This is a genomic window from Maritimibacter sp. UBA3975 (assembly GCF_002384975.1).
In the GTDB taxonomy this organism is placed as follows: Bacteria; Pseudomonadota; Alphaproteobacteria; order Rhodobacterales; family Rhodobacteraceae; genus Maritimibacter.
Genome location: NZ_DGCP01000010.1, coordinates 27,947 through 44,537, shown reverse-complemented (window position 1 = coordinate 44,537; position 16,591 = coordinate 27,947). Strand labels below are relative to the sequence as shown.

Here is a 16,591-nt window from a genome sequence, read left to right as displayed (position 1 = left end):
TTGCCGATCCAGTTGGCCTGCATCAGGCGGACCTTTTCGGGCCAGTCCTTGAGGGTGTCGATTGCCTCAAGCAGTTCTTCGGAAAAATCGCTGATCTTGAAGAACCATTGGGTCAGCTCGCGCCGCTCGACCTCGGCCCCCGAGCGCCAGCCTTTGCCGTCTATCACCTGCTCGTTCGCCAGAACGGTCATGTCGACTGGATCCCAGTTCACCACGGCGTTCTTGCGGTAGACGAGGTCTTCTTCGAGGAAGTCGATGAACAGCGCCTGTTGCTGGCCGTAGTATTCCGGGTCGCAGGTGGCGAATTCGCGGGTCCAGTCGAGCGACCAGCCCATCGGTTTCATCTGCGATTTCATCTCGGCGATGTTGTCGTAGGTCCAGTCCTTCGGATGGCCGCCGGTCGCCATCGCGGCGTTCTCAGCCGGCATCCCGAAGGCGTCCCAGCCCATCGGGTGCAGGACGGAAAAGCCGGACGCCAGTTTGTAGCGCGCGACCACGTCGCCCATCGTGTAGTTGCGCACATGCCCGATGTGGATGCGGCCCGAGGGATAGGGAAACATCTCGAGCACATAGAACTTGGGTTTGTTCGGATCGCGGGTCGCGGCGAAGGTGCCGGCCTCGTCCCAGGCGGTTTGCCATTTCGGCTCGATGGTCGATGCGTCGTAGCGGGACATGGATTGGTCCTTCGGAAATGAAAACGCCGGGCTGTTGCCCGGCGTTTGAATAGTGGGATGTGGACCGGGGGTCCAGCCGGTTACAGGTTGTAGTCCTGAATGCGAAGCTGACGGGCCCGGCCGAGGATCGCATCCTCGATCGCGTGCTGAGTCGCGGTCGACACGGCGCGGCCCCCGCGGGTCTGGAGCGCGACGTTCAGGCTGCGGGCATCCAGCGCGGGATCGGAGACGTGGACAGTGGCGCGGTAGGCCTGGCCACCCCCCGGCGGGACGCCGTAACCAAAGACGATGACGCCGGTGAAGGGATCGACCGTCTGCACGGGCAGGAAGGACAGCACGTCGAGCGAGGCATTCCAGAGGTAGGAGTTCACCTCGACGGTGGTGTTGGGATTGTCGCGATCGGCGAAGAGATCCCAGATCGTCGAGCGTTCCTGCGGTCGGCGGGCGCGGTCCGGGCGGGCGACCACGGTGCCGTCTGCCGTCTGAACCGTCTGCGTCGATCCGCCGAAGAGGTTGCCCAACCCGCCGGAACAGCCGGTCAGCGCCACGAGTCCGGCAAGGATAGCTGCCTTCACGGTGAAACGCCCGTATGTCATGTAAATGCCCCGATCCAGTGGTTTGCTCCTACCTACCCAAGCGAAAAAGCGCGGGCAAGCGTTTTCCCGGACCACCTGTAGCGCCCGGGCGCCGCGCGCGTTCTATATATACGGCTATCCTGCAGTGTCCGCCGGGCCTTGCAGGACAGGGCCGAAAGCGACTGTGGCAACTCTGCACCATCCGGGGGCACATTCTTTTGGCGCCGTCTGCATCGCTTGCATCAGAACCGGGAAAGAGCGAGGAAACAGCATACTCAATTCGGATTCCCCTGAATTGAGGTGCACCTTTAGATAAACGAGGGAAACGAAATGAAAAAGATTCTCCTTGCTTCGACGGTACTGGTGGGCACCACCGGTTTCGCCGCTGCAGATGTGTCGTTCACCGGCCGCGCTTACGCTGGTCTCGGCTACAACATCACCACTGCTGTTCTCTACCCGGAAATCTCGGCGCTCTTCACCGCCGGCATGATGACCACCACGGACCAAGGCCTCGAAGCCGGCGCCTCCGTGACGGTTCTGGCCGCTGGTCAGTCCATGCAGAAAGATCCGTCGGACGCTCAGTTCGGTGCCAACGACTGGCCGCCGGCGGCTGGTGTTGTGCTCGGCGCCAACGTCTACCTGTCCGGTTCCTGGGGCAAAGTCGCGATCGCTTACGACACGAACGCTGACGGCGACGCCACGACCCCCGGTGACCAAGACATCACCGTGACCTACACGAACACCTGGGGCAACTTCGGCCTCGAAGCCTACGGCGTTCTCGTCGCTCCGGGCTCGACTGCCACGACTGCTGGCGATGTCGGCGTGAAAGGCACCTACTCCTTCGGCGATTATTCGGTCTGGGCGTCTGTCGCTCGTGACGCGAACGACGCCGACGGTAACGTCATCGACGTGGCCGCTGGTGCGTCCGCTTCCATCGGTGGCTTCACCGGCGCTGTCAAAGCGACCTTCGACATCGGCACCGGCGTCTACTACCGTGCCGACCTCGGCTACGCGACCGGCCCCTACGCCGTGTCCGCCTTCGTCGAGTCCGACGCTGTTGGCTTCGGTGGCCTCGACTACGGTGCGAAAGCCTCCTACGACCTCGGCGGCGGTGTTGGCCTCGAGGCCGGCGTTGCTCGCGACTTCACCACGGCTTCGACCGCGGTGTGGGCTGGCGTGTCCATGGCATTCTGATCCAACCGGATTTGAATGGGAAAGAGCGGGCCTTGTGCCCGCTCTTTTCTTTTTGGGCCTCTCGTGATTTGTCACTGAGCAAATCCGGACGAAACGAGAGGAACCCGCGACATGTCCTTGTCCGACATTCTCCAGACCATTCGTGACGAAGAGGCCCGCGTGGGCCGGGACGTGGGCGCGACCCGCCTGATCGCCGTGTCCAAGGTCCAGCCGCTCGAAAGGGTCGTTGCCGTGCTGGAAGAGGGTCACCGGCTGTTCGGAGAAAACAAGGTGCAGGAAGCGGCCGGCAAGTGGCCGGACCTCCGCGCGCGGTACGAGGGGGTGCAGCTTCACCTGATCGGCCCGCTCCAGACAAACAAGGCACGGCAGGCGATGGAGCTGTTTGACGCCATCGAGACCGTGGATCGCCCGAAGCTCGCCCGGACCATTGCGCGGCTTGCGGATGAGCTGGGACAGTGTCCCAAACTGTTCGTCCAGGTGAATACGGGCGAGGAAGACCAGAAGGCGGGGGTGCTGCCGACCGAGGCGGATGCGTTCATCGCGGAGTGTCGGGACCTTGGCCTGACCATCGACGGGCTCATGTGTATTCCGCCGGTCGACGAAGAGCCGTCGCTCCACTTCGCGCTGCTGGCCAGAATCGCCAAGCGCAACGGGATCGACGAGCTGTCGATGGGCATGTCCGGCGATTACGAGAAAGCCGTGGCGCAAGGCGCGACCTATGTGCGCGTCGGCTCGGCCATTTTCGGGGAACGAGTCTACGGCTGACGCTCTTCGAGGCCGGTGCCCTCTCATCGCGAGGAGAGGCTGTCAGGCCTTGACGAGCACCCGTGAGCGCGGGGTCCAACGCTCCAGTATCCAGCGCAGGTGATCGGGCCGGAAGGCAAGGCAGCCGGCCGTCGGTTTGCGCGGGCCACGCCAGCAGTGGATGAAGATCGCCGAGCCGTCGCCGGGCGTCGCATCGGGCCAGTTCCAATCGGTGACGATGAACACATCGTACAGCCCGTCCGCGCGGGCCAGACGCTCATGCGAAGCGCCGAAGGGCGCGTGGACCGGGTGGTTGTAGGCCGGATGCTCCGCGTCGTCGCACCACAGGTCCCGTGGCCCCGTCGCGCCGATGGGGAACGGGGCGGCGGGCGGCCGGACCCGGTCGGCGCGGTAGCCACCGCCCATCAGGTGCCAGACGCCCGCCGGCGTGGCCCCGTCGCCTTCGCGTTTATGGGTGGTGATGCCGCCGCGCCCGATGGCGACCGGAAAGCGCCGCCCGGCGAAGCGTGCGCCCCAGCGGGTCACGACCATGTCCGCGCGGCGGGGGATCACAGCAGGTGGCCCGACTTCGCGGCCTTGGTGTCGAGATAGGCGGTGTTGTGCGCCCCGCGCCCGACCTGAAGCGGCACCCGCTCGGTCACGGCGATCCCGTTCGCCTCCATCATCGCGACCTTGGCCGGGTTGTTCGTCATCAGCCGGACCGAGGAAAAGCCAAGGCGCGAGAGGATCTCGGACCCGAGCCGGAAGTCGCGCTCGTCATCCTCAAACCCCAGCCGGTGATTGGCCTCGACCGTGTCGAAGCCCTGATCCTGAAGCGAATAGGCGCGCATCTTGTTGGCCAGCCCGATTCCGCGCCCTTCCTGGTTGAGATACAGCAGCACCCCGGTCCCGTTCTCGCCCATCGCGGCGAGGGCCGCGCGCAGTTGCGGGCCGCAATCGCATTTGAGGCTGCCGAGCAGGTCGCCGGTGAAACAGGCGGAGTGCAGGCGCGCCAGCACCGGCTGATCGCGGTCGGGGCGGCCGATTTCCACCGCGTAGTGCTCCTCCCCCCCGTCCTCGGGGCGAAAGATGTGCAGCCGCCCGGCCTCGGACACCTCGAGCGGCACGCGGGCCGAGACGACCTCCTCCAGCGCCGTGACCGGCGGGTCGTCGGGCCGGTCGGTGAGGTCGAGCCGGGTGAGGCCGTGGGTGACGGCCAGCGTTGCGGCATCCGGCACATCCACAACGAGCGCGGCAGGCAGAAGCATCGCGGATTTGGCGAGCGCGATGGCGGCGCGGGCGATGCGTTCGTCCCCGCCCCGCTCCGTCGAAAGCGGGCCCTTCATCGGCTTCATCAGGTCGTCCTTGGGGTCGGCCACGCCAAGCACCCAGGTCACGCCCTCGCCCTCAGGCAGATGCACGCGGGCGACGTGGTCGGAATAGGCACGCGCCTTGAGCGTATCGGCCCGGCGCGGTGTGATCGCGAGGACGGGCTGGCCGAAGCCGCGCAGGTCCGCGAGCCGGTCTGCCGACACCGTCTCGGCCGCCGCGACAAGCCCGGCGTGCCCGTCGATTTCCACGATCACGGGCAGCCCCATACGCAGGTCTGCGCGGGCGCGGGCGGTCAGTTCGGTGCGGGTCGGTTGCAGCGTCATCTCGGTCCTTCCGTCGCCCTCAATAGGTCTGGCCCACGGAAAAGTGAAACATTTCCAGTGATCCCGACACGAGCGCGTGAACGTAATGCCACAAACGTTGCCGGACCCGTGACGAGACCCGAGGTCTGGGAAAATGACACGGAGGAACCACCATGGCGACCCAGAAAAACATCCTGCTCGTTGACGACGACGAGGACCTGCGCGAGGCACTGGCCGAGCAACTGGTCATGACAGAAGACTTCGACGTGTTCGAGGCCGCCAACGGCGCCGACGCGATGCAGAAGGCCAAGGAACAGATCCACGACCTCGTGATTCTCGACGTCGGCCTGCCCGACACGGATGGGCGCGAGCTGTGCAAGCTTCTGCGCAAGCAGGGGGTGAAGTGCCCGATCCTGATGCTCACGGGCCATGACAGCGACGCGGACACGATCCTCGGCCTCGACGCGGGGGCCAATGATTATGTGACCAAGCCGTTCAAGTTCCCCGTCCTGCTCGCCCGTATTCGCGCCCAGTTGCGCCAGCACGAGCAATCCGAAGACGCGGTGTTCCAGCTTGGGCCGTACACGTTCAAGCCCGCGATGAAGATGCTGATGACCGAGGACGACCGGAAGATCCGGTTGACCGAGAAAGAGACCAACATCCTTAAATTCCTCTACCGGAGTCAGGAAGGCGTGGTCGCGCGCGACGTCCTTTTGCATGAGGTCTGGGGCTACAACGCCGGCGTCACGACCCATACGCTTGAGACCCACATCTATCGCCTGCGCCAGAAGATCGAGCCCGATCCGGGCAATGCGCGCCTGCTGGTGACTGAATCCGGCGGTTACCGGCTTGTGGCGTGACCGCAACAGGGGTGGAAACCTGCCTTATTGCCGCCTGCTTTCGGAAGTAAACTGGAAGTCAACATGGTATTGTTTCTTATAAGGCGACAATACGAGTGATCCCCTCGCCGTGTCGGGGCAATGGCACGGCATCCTCCCTGTTGGACTGACCCGGCCACGCGCCGGGTCTTTTTTTTCGGGGTCGCGTTTGTGCAGCGGCTGTTTGCGCGCACAGATATTGGGCGTCACCCGGATTCTTCATGATAAATCGCCCCGCGCGCGTTGAGCGAACCCCGTGCTTTTGGCCTCCTGTCCGGGCCGACCGCGCGAGGGGACATGGAGCTACGGTTCTTCGAAATATACCGCAATCCGGAGTATCTCTGGCTGCTGGCCGAGGGTGTCGGGATGTCTGCGGGGCTGACGCTTGCCGGTGCGACGCTCGGTTTCATGCTCGCCGTGGGGCTGGCGCTGTCGCGTTTTGAGCGTGTTCCGGTGCTCAGATGGGTCGCCGCGGCCTGGGTCGATTTCATCCGCAACACGCCGCTGATCGTCCAGCTGTTCTTCGTGGCTTTCGGCCTGCCGCTGTTGCTGGGCTATGTCTGGCCGTTCTGGGCCCATGCCGTGCTTGCGCTGACCATCAACTTCTCGGCCTATTTCGCCGAGATCCTGCGCGCCGGGTTCCAGACCGTCGATCAGGGGCAGAAGGAGGCCGCGCAGGCCCTGGGCGTCGGGCGGTTCACGCGGTTCGTCCGGATCGTTCTGCCGCAGTCCATCGCGCAGATGTTCGCCTCGCTCAATTCGCAATTCATCTTCCTGTTCCTGACCACCGGCGTCATCTCCGAGATCGGGGTGCGGGATCTGACCTTCGCGGGCCTCTACATCGACAGCCGGACGTTCCGGTCGTTCGAGGTCTATATCTCGCTCACCGTGCTCTACATCCTGCTATCGCTGGCGTTCAAAGCGCTGATGCAGGTGATCGAGGTGCGGGCGTTCCGGTGGAAGACCGCGCGATGAAAGAGGCGTTCATCACCATCCTCGGCAAGCCCGAGGGGATCATCCTGTTCCAGCTGGTCGAGGCGACGCAGTTCACGATCTACCTGTCCCTGATCGCCTTTCTCGGGGGCGGGATCGTCGGCGGGATTATCACGCTGATGCGGATCATGCCCTCAAAGGCCGCCAAGCGGTTCGCGGTGAGCTATATCTGGCTGTTCCAGTCCACCCCGCTTCTGATGATGCTGTTCCTGACCGGGCTGGGCGTGCCGCGTCTGCTCGACATCGACGTGAACCCTTGGACCGCCGCGGTCGTGTCGCTCATCATCTATTCCTCGGCTTACCTGTCGGACGTCTGGCGCGGGGCGGTCGAATCGATCCCCGAGGGACAGTGGGAAGGGGCCGAGGCGCTGGGGCTGCGGTTCGTGCCCACCCTTCGCCTCGTCATCATTCCGCAGGCCGTGCGCATCGCGCTGGCCCCGACGGTCGGCTTCATGGTGCAGATCATCAAGGGCACCTCGCTGGCCTATATCATCGGCTTTCACGACCTCATGGCCATCGGCAAGCGCTGGGCCAACGCCCCGGTCGACGGGTCCGAGCCGTTCATCATCTTCCCCATCATGGCGCTGATCTACTTCGTGCTCTGCTATCCGCTGACCCTGTGGTCGCGGCATCTCGAAAAGCGATTGGGAACCGTAAAGGACGAAAAGGCACCGCTTCCGGTCGCCGCCTGAGTCAATCAACAGAGGAGACAGACATGATTGCGAAAACCATCAAGACGCTCGTGGCCGCCGCCGCGCTTGCGCTGCCGTTCACGGCGCCCGCCAAGGCCGAGCTGACGGACATTCTGGAGGCCGGCGTGGTGAAGATCGCCGTTCCGGAGAGCTTTCCCCCCTTCGGCTCGCTCGGAGAAGAGGGCGAGCATGTGGGTTACGACGTGGATGTGGCGAAGCTGATCGCCGACAACCTGGGCGTGGAACTGGAGCTTGTGCCGGTCGTGTCCAAGCAGCGCATCCCGTTTCTGGAGACGGACCGCGTGGACCTTGTGATTTCCGTCATGGGCGCAAACCCGGACCGGGCCAAGTCGATCTGGTTCTCGGCGGCGTATGCGCCGTTCTTCTCGGGCGCCTTCGCGCCGGCAGAGATGGAGATCAGCGCGCCCGAGGACCTGTCGGGCATGAAGGTCGGCCTGACAGGCGGCACGCTCGAGGATCTCGAACTGACCTCGATCGCGCCCGATGACGTCGAGATCGTGCGCTTCGGCGACAATGCCGCCACCCTGTCGGCGTTCCAGTCGGGTCAGGTGGATGTGCTCGTTTCGGGGAACACGGCGGCCGCGGAGATTTCCGAGAAGAATCCGGAGATGATGCTGGAAACCAAGTTCATCCTGAAGGAAAGCCCCGCGTTCATCGGCGTGAAGAAGGGCAACTACGATCTGCTCCAGTGGGTCAATGTCTTTATCCTGCACAAGAAGCTGGGCGGAGAGCTGGACGAGATTTCGCAGAAATGGCTGGGTCAGCCGCTGCCGGTGCTTCCGACGTTCTGAGACGAACGCGAACGACACAGGAAAGGCCCCGGTCCTCCGGGGCCTTTCGCTTTCATCAGCCGCGCGCGATGCGCCCCTCGACGGGGTCGATCGCACGGATGCGGTCGCGGTTGGCGAGCCATGCGGGGCGCGGCTCCGGCGCGGCGAAGGGTTCCACCGGGCGGTTCGTGATCGCGTTGAACACGAAGAACGCATTGGAGCGCGGGTCCGGGGTGATGTTCCCGTTCGAGCCGTGCAGCGTATTGCAGTCGAAGAAAACCACCGTGCCGGTGGGACCGGCGGCCGCGTCGAGGCCGAGGGTGTCGGCGAAGGCCCGGATCGTGTCCGGTTGCGGCACGCCCACTTCCTGCGCCTTGAGCGAGCTTTCGTGGTTGTTCTCGGGTGTCTCGCCCAGACAGGCGATGAATTCGTTCTGCGAGCCGGGAATCAACAGCAGCGGGCCGTTCAGCTTGGAGTTATCCGTCAGCAGGACCGAGGCGGACACGGCGCGCATCCGGGGCAGGCCATCTTCGGCGTGCCATGTCTCGAAGTCGGAGTGCCAGTAGAACTCCTTGCCCTTGAAGCCGGGTTTGTAGTTGAGCCGCGACTGGTGAAGATAGACACGGTCATTGAGCAGGAACTCGGCCACACCGGCGAGGCGGGTGTCGGCGGCGAGTCGCGCGAAGATCGGCGAATGCTCGTCCAGACGGAAGACCGTGCGAACGTCGTCGGAATTCGGCTCGGTCACGAAATCCGCCGGGCGCTGTGCCGGGTCGGTGTCGCGCAGACGCTGGGCAGTGTCGACCAGCACGTCGAGCTCATCCTCGGAAAACATGTCGTGGCGCACGAGGTAGCCGTTGTTGGCATAATGATCCGCTTCATCCCGAGAGATGGGCGCGGCTTCCGACCAGTCGCTCCAGAGCACGGGGTCGGTGCGCTCGGAGATCAGTTCACGATCCGGCAGACGGGTCGGGTAGGCATCCACCGCATCATAATGCTGGAGGGCTTTGGTTGAGATGTTCATGGTTTCTATCCTTTTCGAATTCTCGTTCTAGAAGTCTAGATCCCGCCGGGCGGGCATGCCGGAGCAACGCGGGGTTTTACGCGGCTGTTCCAAGCGGCCGGAACTTGTAATGTTCGCGGGTGGAACTGCTCCGGGCCCCCGGATAGGGTGCCCGCAGAATCTCTACGGGAGTGGTTATGTCCTTCACACTTGCGACCTGGAATATCAACAGCGTGCGGTTGCGCGCGGACCTCGTCTCGCGCCTGTTGGCGGAGGAGGAACCGGACGTCCTGTGCCTTCAGGAGTGCAAATCGCCGGTCGAGAAGATCCCCCACGATATCTTCAAGGCGCGGGGCTATGATCACATGATCGCGCGCGGACAGAAGGGCTACAACGGGGTCGCGATCCTGTCGAAACTGCCGCTCACCGACGCGGGGGACAAGGATTTCGCAGCGCTGGGCCATGCCCGCCATGTCGCGGCGACGCTGGAGAACGGGGTGACGATCCATAACTTCTATGTCCCCGCCGGCGGCGACAAGCCGGACCGCGAGGTGAACGAGAAGTTCGGCCAGAAGCTCGACTACCTCACCGAGATGCGCGACTGGTTCCACGGCGAACGCCCTGAAAAGGCGATCCTCGTCGGCGATCTCAACATCGCCCCGCGCGAGGATGACGTGTGGAATCACAAGCAACTGCTGAAGATCGTGAGCCATACGCCCGTCGAGGTCGATCACCTCGGCGCGGTGCAGGACGCGGGCAAGTGGGTCGACATCACGCGGCAGGACATCCCCGAAGGAAACCTTTATTCCTGGTGGTCCTATCGCTCGCCCGACTGGGACGCGGCTGACAAGGGCCGCAGGCTCGACCATATCTGGGCGACGCCCGACATTTCCAACGCCGCCCACGGCAGCCGCATCCTGCGCGACGTGCGCGGGTGGGAGAAACCGTCGGACCACGCGCCGGTGCTGGCGACATTCGACCTGTAGCGCCGCGATGACGCAGCGCTTCGGGCTTGGAGCGGACGACATGCGCGCCCATATTGGGCGCAAGACGGACAAAAGGAGCCTGACATGCTGGAACTGGGTCAGACGAGTGGTGGCGCGCCCGCGGGCGGCCATGTGAAAGAGATTACCGAGGCCGATTTCATGGTCGAGGTCGTCGAAGCCTCCAAGGAGGTGCCGGTCATCGTCGATTTCTGGGCGCCGTGGTGCGGGCCCTGCAAGACGCTTGGCCCCGCGCTCGAAGAGGCCGTGAACGCGCTGGGCGGCAAGGTGAAGATGGTAAAGGTCAACGTGGACGAGAACCAGCAGATCGCCGCGCAGATGCGGGTGCAGTCGATCCCGACCGTCTATGCCTTTGCCGACGGCCAGCCCATTGACGGGTTCCAGGGGGCGCTCGCGCCCAGCGAAGTGAAGCAGTTCGTCGAAAAGATCGCAGCCTCCGGCCCCGAAGGCGACGGGGGCCTCGCCGATGCGGTCGCCGCTGCCGAGGAAATGCTGGAAACCGGCGCGGTCGACGACGCCATGCAGACCTTCGCCGCGATCATCGAGGCGGATCAGAAGATGGCCGTGGCCTATGCCGGGCTCGCCCGCTGCCACGTCGCCAAGGGCGATATCGAGGGGGCCGAGGCAGTCCTGAACGGTGTCCCGGCCGAGATCTCGGAAGCGCCCGAGATCGAGGCGGTTCATGCCCAGATCGAACTCGCCCGGCAGGCCGAAGCGGCGGGTCCCGTGGACGAACTCAAGGCCAAGGTCGACGCGAATGCCGACGACCATCAGGCGCGCTTCGACCTCGCTCAAGCGCTCTATGCCTCGGGTCAGACCGAGGCGGCGGTGGCCGAACTGCTCGAACTGTTCCGGCGTGACCGGGAGTGGAACGACGCGGCCGCGAAACAGCAGCTCTTTACCATCTTCGAGGCGCTCCCGCCCAATGATCCGGTGGCGCTGTCGGGTCGCCGCAAGCTCAGCTCGATGATCCTCGTCTGAGATGATCCCGCGCACCGATTTGCCGGAGGTCCTGCCGCTCTTTCCCCTGCCGGGGGCGCTTCTGCTCCCGCGCGGGCGGCTGCCGCTCAACATCTTCGAGCCGCGATACCTCGCCATGTTCGACGATGCGCTGAAGACGACCGCGCGCTTGATCGGGATGATCCAGCCGGCGGTCGCGGACGGCTCGCGCCTCCACACCATCGGCTGTGCCGGGCGGATCACGTCCTTCACCGAGACGGACGATAACCGCTACATGGTGCAGCTTTCGGGCGTGAGCCGGTTCCGCCTGACCGAAGAGGTGGAGGGGTTCACCCCTTACCGGCGCGCGCAGGTGAACTGGGACAGTTTCGAACGTGACCTCGGGCGCACCGAGAAAGACCCGGGGCTCGACCGCGACCGATTCCTCGACCTGCTCGCCCGCTATTTCGACGTGGCCGACCTGCGCACCGACTGGGGCAGCATGAAGGACGCGGAGGACGAGTTGCTGATCAATTCACTCTCGATGCTCTGCCCGTTCGACCCGGAGGACAAGCAGGCGCTGCTGGAGGCGCCGTCGCTGACCACCCGGCGCGAAACGCTCGTCACCCTGATGGAATTCGCGCTGGCTTCCGGCGGCGGAGAAGGGAGCCTTCAGTGAGCGATACCGAGTATGATCGGCACATGCTCGAGGCGTTGATCTGCCCGGTGAGCCAGCGCCCTCTGGAGTTCGATCCGGAGCGGATGGAACTCGTCTCGGCCTCGGCGCGGCTCGCCTTTCCGATCCGCGACGGGATTCCGATCATGCTGGTCGACGAGGCGCGTAAGCTCGACGACTGAGGACGAGGTGCGGGGCTGACGCCCCGCGCAGGTTTTGCGCCTTCCTGCCTTCGGCAGATCGACGCGGCGGGCGAGAGGGCGCTGCCCTCTCGCGCTCTCCCGGGATATTTGGAGACCGGAAAGACCGTCAGCGGTTGCGGCTGTCGACCTCGGCCACGATCGAGAAATTGCGGTCGGAGATCGACCCGCCGCGGCGCAATTCGCCCAGAATCACGGTGGTCTGCTGGCCCGCGTCGTCCGTGATGACCCATTGGCGCAACTCGGTCGGGTTCGCTGTGAAGGTCAGCTGGATATTGCCGTATTGCGGGTTTTCCGGGTCCTGCGCCGTCACCGTGGTCGCGGTGCCGTCATAGCTCTGCCCCACAACCATGTTGTTGCGCGTGAGGTCGACGTTGCGCGCGAGGATCAGGTTCAGGGGGGTCCGTTCGAGCGGGTATTGCTCGGGCCCGGTGTTGGATTTCGCGTCGAAGATCGCCAGTTGCCCGGCGGAGGCGAGCACCAGCGTCTGCTCGGGCGGGTTGTATTCGAACCGTGCGCGCCCCGGACGCTTGATGAAGATCGTACCAGTCGAGATCGTCCCGTCGGCGTTGATCTGCGTGAACTCTGCCTGCGCGGTCGTCAGGCTGTTGAGGTAGTTGGACAGTGCGCCCAGCGACAGCTGTTGCGCCGCGGCGGGCAGGGTGGTGGCGGCCAGCGCGAGGGCGGCGGCGAGAAGGCGAATCTGTTTCATGGCTCTCATCTAGGTCTGAACTGCCGGGAATCCATCCCGGTTCCCTGCCATGTGAGCAGGACGCCGCCTGTTATGCCATAGCGGCGTCCCGATATCGCTTACTGCTCGGGCACGAGGATCTCGCGCTTGCCAACGTGGTTGGCGGGCGAGACGAGGCTTTCCTCCTCCATCTGCTCCACGAGTCGCGCAGCCTTGTTGTAGCCGATGCCGAGCTTGCGCTGGATGTAGGAGGTGGAGCACTTGCGGTCCTTGATGACGATCGCGACCGCCTGATCGTAAAGCGCATCCTCGCCGTTGGTGTTTCCGCCCGTGTTGAGGCCGAGAACGGCGTCGATGTTGTCGGCCTTTTCGTCATCCGGCCCCTCGACCACGCCGCCGATGTATTCGGGCGGGCCGTAGCTTTTGAGGTAGGTGACGATTTCCTCGACCTCTTCATCCGACACGAACGGCCCGTGAACGCGGGTGATGCGCGCGCCGCCGGCCATGTAGAGCATGTCGCCCATGCCGAGGAGCTGTTCGGCACCCTGTTCGCCGAGGATGGTCCGCGAGTCGACCTTGGATGTCACCTGGAACGAGATCCGGGTGGGGAAGTTCGCCTTGATCGTGCCGGTGATGACGTCGACCGAGGGGCGCTGCGTGGCCATGATGATGTGGATGCCGGAGGCGCGGGCCATTTGGGCGAGGCGCTGGATGCAGGCCTCGATCTCTTTCCCGGCGACCATCATAAGGTCGGCCATCTCGTCCACGACGACCACGATGAAGGGCATCTTTTCGGGCGCGAATTCTTCCGTTTCGAAGATCGGCTCACCCGTATCCTCGTCAAAGCCCGTCTGGACGGTGCGCGAGAACATCTCGCCCTTGCCGAGCGCGTCGGCCACGCGGCTGTTGTAACCGTCGATATTGCGCACGCCCATCTTGGACATCTTGCGGTAGCGTTCCTCCATCTCGCCCACGACCCATTTGAGCGCGACGACGGCCTTTTTCGGGTCGGTGACGACGGGGGAGAGGAGATGCGGGATGCCGTCGTAGACGGAGAGTTCCAGCATCTTGGGGTCGATCATGATGAGGCGGCATTCCTCGGGCGTGAGCCGGTAGAGGAGCGACAGGATCATCGTGTTGATCGCCACGGATTTACCCGAGCCGGTGGTGCCCGCGATCAGGAGGTGGGGCATCTTGGCGAGGTTGGCCACGATCGGGTCGCCGCCGATATCCTTGCCCAGCGCAAGCGGCAGTTTCTGGTTCGTATCGCCGAAGTCGCGGGCCGACAGGATTTCGCGCAGCACCACCTTTTCGCGGTTCGCGTTGGGCAGTTCGATACCGATCACGCTGCGGCCGGGCACGGTGGAGACGCGGGCGGACAGGGCCGACATGGAGCGTGCGATATCGTCGGCGAGGCCGATCACGCGGCTGGCCTTGAGGCCCGGCGCGGGCTCCAGCTCGTACATCGTGACAACGGGGCCGGGGCGGACCGAGACGATCTCGCCCTTCACGCCGTAGTCGTCGAGCACCGCTTCCAGCATCCGCGCGTTTTCTTCGAGCGCCTCGTCCGAGAGGTGGTGGCGTTCGATGTTCACCGGGTTGGTGAGGAGCGACAGCGGGGGCAGCTCATAGGTCTGCTCGGGGTCCGAGAAGGCGAGCGAGGGCTGCGCCTCGGCCATCGCGCGGCTGGAGGGCTTGTGTGCCTTGCGCGGCGGGTGCTGCACGACCTTCTTGGGTTCGGGTATCGGCGGTGCTGAATAGGCCTGCGGTTGGGCCGGGGCGGACATGTCCGGGGCCGGGGCATAGGGCTCCGGCTGCAAGTCGGCCTCGTAATCCGGTGCGAAGTCGTCCTCGGGGCCGGGGGTCCAGCCATCGACGAGGCCCGGCTCGTGCGGGCGGTCGTAGGCGCGCATGGCGGAGTCGAGGTGGAGCGGCTCCGCCTCGGCCTGGGTCATCGCGGCCTCGTCATACGGGGCTTCGACCATCGGCGCTTCGTCGATGTCCGAAAAGATGTTGCCGCCCTCCATCTCCGGCGCCTGCGGCACGGGGGCCGCACCTGCCGTGACGGGCGGTTCGGCGCGCATCACCGGCTCGGCGCGCAGAATGGTCTGCGGGCGTTGGGCGCGGGCGCGGGCGGCGGCACGGGCGATCATCTGTTCGGTCGTGGTCGGCGGCTCCTCGGCCGGGGCGACATGACCGGAGGCCGACGCGGTGCGGTTGCGCAGGGCATTGGCGATCTTGGCCGAGATGCGGTCGGGGTTGTCGTCCGTCTCCGGCACCGCGCCGTGGAACGTGTTGTCGACCAGTTCCGGCTCCGGGTCCGGCTGACGCTTCATCAGGCCGGGCATACGCGACAGAAGCCCGCCCTTGGGTTGCGGCGCAGGGGCCGGTTGCGGGGCGACTTGCGGCTGATGTTGCATTTGCGGCTGCGCCTGCGCCGGGGCCGGTTGGCGCACCGGAGGCTCCATCGGCGGCTCGGCACGGATCACGCGTTTGGCCGCCATCGGGGGCGGGGCGTCGAAGTCGCGGTCATCCTCGACCAGCGCATCGCCCTGCGGCGGGGTCCATGTGGTCTGGGCATCGCGCCTTTGGCTCTGACGCTCCTGCACGCCGCGGGCGGCGGCGCCTGCGGCACTGGCGGCGGCCCCGGCCCCGGCGCGGGCGCCGACGGCGGCACCGCGCACGCCCATGCGGGCCAGTTTCAGGATGCCGGCATAGCTCATCACCACGCCGACGATCATGAACCGCGCGATCCGGCCCAGTTCCCAGCGGGTAAAGCCGAGCGAGAAGGCCCCCACGACCAGTGCGGCGAAGCTCGCCAGCACGGCGAGGAGTTTCAGGCCGAAGGCGGCAGAGCCGGGCACCACGCCAAGGATCGCGCCCAGCACGGTATCCCCGAAGAGGCCACCGAGGCCGAAGGAATGGGTCCAGCCCGCAGAGGGCACGAGGGTGGAGGCATAGACCGAGCCGAGGGCGATGGCGATCGGGGCGAAGATGGCGCGGCCCATGAACCGCTCTTCGCCGGAATGGAACATGTGGCGCAGGCCCCAGGCGGCAAAGGCGATGGCGAAGCCCCACGCCCCGTAGCCCAGGATGATGACGAGCGGCGAGGCGATGGTCGCGCCGGTCTGTCCGAACATGTTCTGTGCCGGGCCTTCGGTGGCGGACATCCAGCCGGGATCGTCGGGCGAGTAACTGCCCAGGATCAGCGCGACGGCGAGCGCTGCCGCGACCAGCGCGAGGCCGAGAAGTTCCTTGCCCCGTCGTTCGATCATCGCCTGTGTGGCTTCGTCGAAAATCGGATCACGTTCCCTGATCTGGTATGCCATGTGTGTCCTCGTCCTCAGTCGCGGAGACAGTCGCGCATCGTTTCCAATGCGCGCTGCGTCTCTTCTTTCGTGGCGACAAGCGCCACTCTTATGAATTGGTCGCCGGGGTTGGTCCCGTTCACCTCGCGGGCGAGATAGGCGCCGGGGAGCACCCGGATGCCGGTCTCGGTCCAGAGCTTCATCGCCGCCGCCTCGCCATCCTCGACCGGAAGCCAGAGGAAGAACCCGGCCTGCGGCGGGTTGTAGAGCGGATCACCCGCGAACACCGCGTCGGCGATGGCGTATTTGTCCTGATACAGCTTGCGCGAGGCGATGACGTGGTCCTCGTCCGCCCAGACGGCAGCGGCCGCGTGTTGCAGCGGCAGCGGGAGCGGTGCCCCCGCATAGGTGCGCAACTGGCGGATGCGGGCCATGTTCTGCGGGCCTGATGCCACGAAACCCGAGCGCAGACCGGGCAGGTTGGAGCGTTTGGACAGCGAATGAAAGATCACCACACGCTCGGGGTCGGCGCCGCCGAAACTCGCGACCTCGGCCGCGCCGGGGGGCGGGGCGTCGCGGTAGATCTCGGAATAGC

Annotated in this window: 18 protein-coding genes; 10 read left to right on the top strand and 8 right to left on the bottom strand. The window is 65.2% G+C overall.

What is annotated here, in order from left to right:
- Both B2585_RS10725 and B2585_RS10720 read right to left on the bottom strand, forming a co-directional pair.
- On the bottom strand, nucleotides 1-674 hold a 674-nt coding region (locus B2585_RS10725; protein ID WP_292022897.1), incomplete at its 3' end, for a class I tRNA ligase family protein.
- Between the two features lie 80 nt (nucleotides 675-754).
- Nucleotides 755-1,270 (bottom strand): DUF3576 domain-containing protein, encoded by a 516-nt coding sequence (locus B2585_RS10720; RefSeq protein WP_292022895.1) that lies wholly within the window; start codon nucleotides 1,268-1,270, stop codon nucleotides 755-757.
- Nucleotides 1,271-1,579: 309 nt separating this feature from the next.
- Between B2585_RS10720 and B2585_RS10715 the strand changes: the two genes are divergently transcribed.
- Both B2585_RS10715 and B2585_RS10710 read left to right on the top strand, forming a co-directional pair.
- Complete coding sequence (locus B2585_RS10715) at nucleotides 1,580-2,443, top strand: porin (RefSeq protein ID WP_292022893.1); 864 nt, start codon at nucleotides 1,580-1,582, stop codon at nucleotides 2,441-2,443.
- A 111-nt stretch (nucleotides 2,444-2,554) separates the two neighbouring features.
- Nucleotides 2,555-3,208 (top strand): YggS family pyridoxal phosphate-dependent enzyme, encoded by a 654-nt coding sequence (locus B2585_RS10710; RefSeq protein WP_292022890.1) that lies wholly within the window; start codon nucleotides 2,555-2,557, stop codon nucleotides 3,206-3,208.
- A 42-nt stretch (nucleotides 3,209-3,250) separates the two neighbouring features.
- Here the strand turns inward: B2585_RS10710 and B2585_RS10705 are convergent, their stop codons facing one another.
- Both B2585_RS10705 and ribA read right to left on the bottom strand, forming a co-directional pair.
- The gene (locus B2585_RS10705; RefSeq protein ID WP_292022902.1) at nucleotides 3,251-3,739 is read right to left on the bottom strand and encodes a L,D-transpeptidase family protein; all 489 of its coding nucleotides are present in this window, start codon (nucleotides 3,737-3,739) and stop codon (nucleotides 3,251-3,253) included.
- 17 nt (nucleotides 3,740-3,756) lie between these two features.
- Nucleotides 3,757-4,842 (bottom strand): GTP cyclohydrolase II, encoded by a 1,086-nt coding sequence (gene ribA, locus B2585_RS10700; protein WP_292022888.1) that lies wholly within the window; start codon nucleotides 4,840-4,842, stop codon nucleotides 3,757-3,759.
- Between the two features lie 152 nt (nucleotides 4,843-4,994).
- On the opposite strand from ribA, the gene B2585_RS10695 reads away from it, so the two are divergent.
- The 4 genes from B2585_RS10695 to B2585_RS10680 all read left to right on the top strand — a co-directional run bounded on the left by B2585_RS10695 (nucleotide 4,995) and on the right by B2585_RS10680 (nucleotide 8,196).
- On the top strand, nucleotides 4,995-5,681 hold the full coding sequence (locus B2585_RS10695) for a response regulator transcription factor (RefSeq protein WP_292022887.1): 687 nt from the start codon (nucleotides 4,995-4,997) through the stop codon (nucleotides 5,679-5,681).
- 315 nt (nucleotides 5,682-5,996) lie between these two features.
- Nucleotides 5,997-6,674 carry an amino acid ABC transporter permease gene (locus tag B2585_RS10690; protein WP_292022885.1) on the top strand — a complete coding sequence of 226 codons (678 nt, stop codon included), beginning with the start codon at nucleotides 5,997-5,999 and terminating at the stop codon, nucleotides 6,672-6,674.
- Entirely contained in the window at nucleotides 6,671-7,384 is a 714-nt protein-coding gene (locus B2585_RS10685) for an amino acid ABC transporter permease (RefSeq protein ID WP_292022883.1), read from the top strand. The genes B2585_RS10690 and B2585_RS10685 overlap by 4 nt, the downstream gene beginning before the upstream one ends.
- 23 nt (nucleotides 7,385-7,407) lie before the next feature.
- Complete coding sequence (locus B2585_RS10680) at nucleotides 7,408-8,196, top strand: transporter substrate-binding domain-containing protein (RefSeq protein ID WP_292022881.1); 789 nt, start codon at nucleotides 7,408-7,410, stop codon at nucleotides 8,194-8,196.
- Nucleotides 8,197-8,251: 55 nt separating this feature from the next.
- Here the strand turns inward: B2585_RS10680 and thpD are convergent, their stop codons facing one another.
- On the bottom strand, nucleotides 8,252-9,199 hold the full coding sequence (gene thpD, locus B2585_RS10675; protein WP_292022879.1) for an ectoine hydroxylase: 948 nt from the start codon (nucleotides 9,197-9,199) through the stop codon (nucleotides 8,252-8,254).
- 176 nt (nucleotides 9,200-9,375) lie between these two features.
- Here thpD and B2585_RS10670 point away from each other — a divergent pair, with 176 nt between their 5' ends.
- From B2585_RS10670 to B2585_RS10655, 4 genes are all read left to right on the top strand, one after another.
- Complete coding sequence (locus tag B2585_RS10670; RefSeq protein ID WP_292022877.1) at nucleotides 9,376-10,164, top strand: exodeoxyribonuclease III; 789 nt, start codon at nucleotides 9,376-9,378, stop codon at nucleotides 10,162-10,164.
- Nucleotides 10,165-10,248: 84 nt separating this feature from the next.
- Nucleotides 10,249-11,163, top strand: coding sequence for a thioredoxin (trxA, locus tag B2585_RS10665; protein ID WP_292022876.1), 915 nt, complete (start codon nucleotides 10,249-10,251; stop codon nucleotides 11,161-11,163).
- Between the two features lies 1 nt (nucleotide 11,164).
- On the top strand, nucleotides 11,165-11,800 hold the full coding sequence (locus B2585_RS10660) for an LON peptidase substrate-binding domain-containing protein (RefSeq protein ID WP_292022873.1): 636 nt from the start codon (nucleotides 11,165-11,167) through the stop codon (nucleotides 11,798-11,800).
- A gap of 23 nt (nucleotides 11,801-11,823) precedes the next feature.
- A complete protein-coding gene (locus B2585_RS10655) occupies nucleotides 11,824-11,979 on the top strand; it encodes a Trm112 family protein (RefSeq protein WP_414674050.1) in 156 nt (51 codons plus the stop codon).
- A 127-nt stretch (nucleotides 11,980-12,106) separates the two neighbouring features.
- Here the strand turns inward: B2585_RS10655 and B2585_RS10650 are convergent, their stop codons facing one another.
- The 3 genes from B2585_RS10650 to B2585_RS10640 all read right to left on the bottom strand — a co-directional run.
- Nucleotides 12,107-12,709, bottom strand: coding sequence for a LolA family protein (locus B2585_RS10650; RefSeq protein WP_292022870.1), 603 nt, complete (start codon nucleotides 12,707-12,709; stop codon nucleotides 12,107-12,109).
- Between the two features lie 98 nt (nucleotides 12,710-12,807).
- Entirely contained in the window at nucleotides 12,808-16,017 is a 3,210-nt protein-coding gene (locus B2585_RS10645) for a DNA translocase FtsK (protein WP_292022867.1), read from the bottom strand.
- A gap of 14 nt (nucleotides 16,018-16,031) precedes the next feature.
- A partial coding sequence (locus B2585_RS10640; protein ID WP_292022865.1) for an aminotransferase class I/II-fold pyridoxal phosphate-dependent enzyme occupies nucleotides 16,032-16,591 on the bottom strand: 560 nt, incomplete at its 5' end.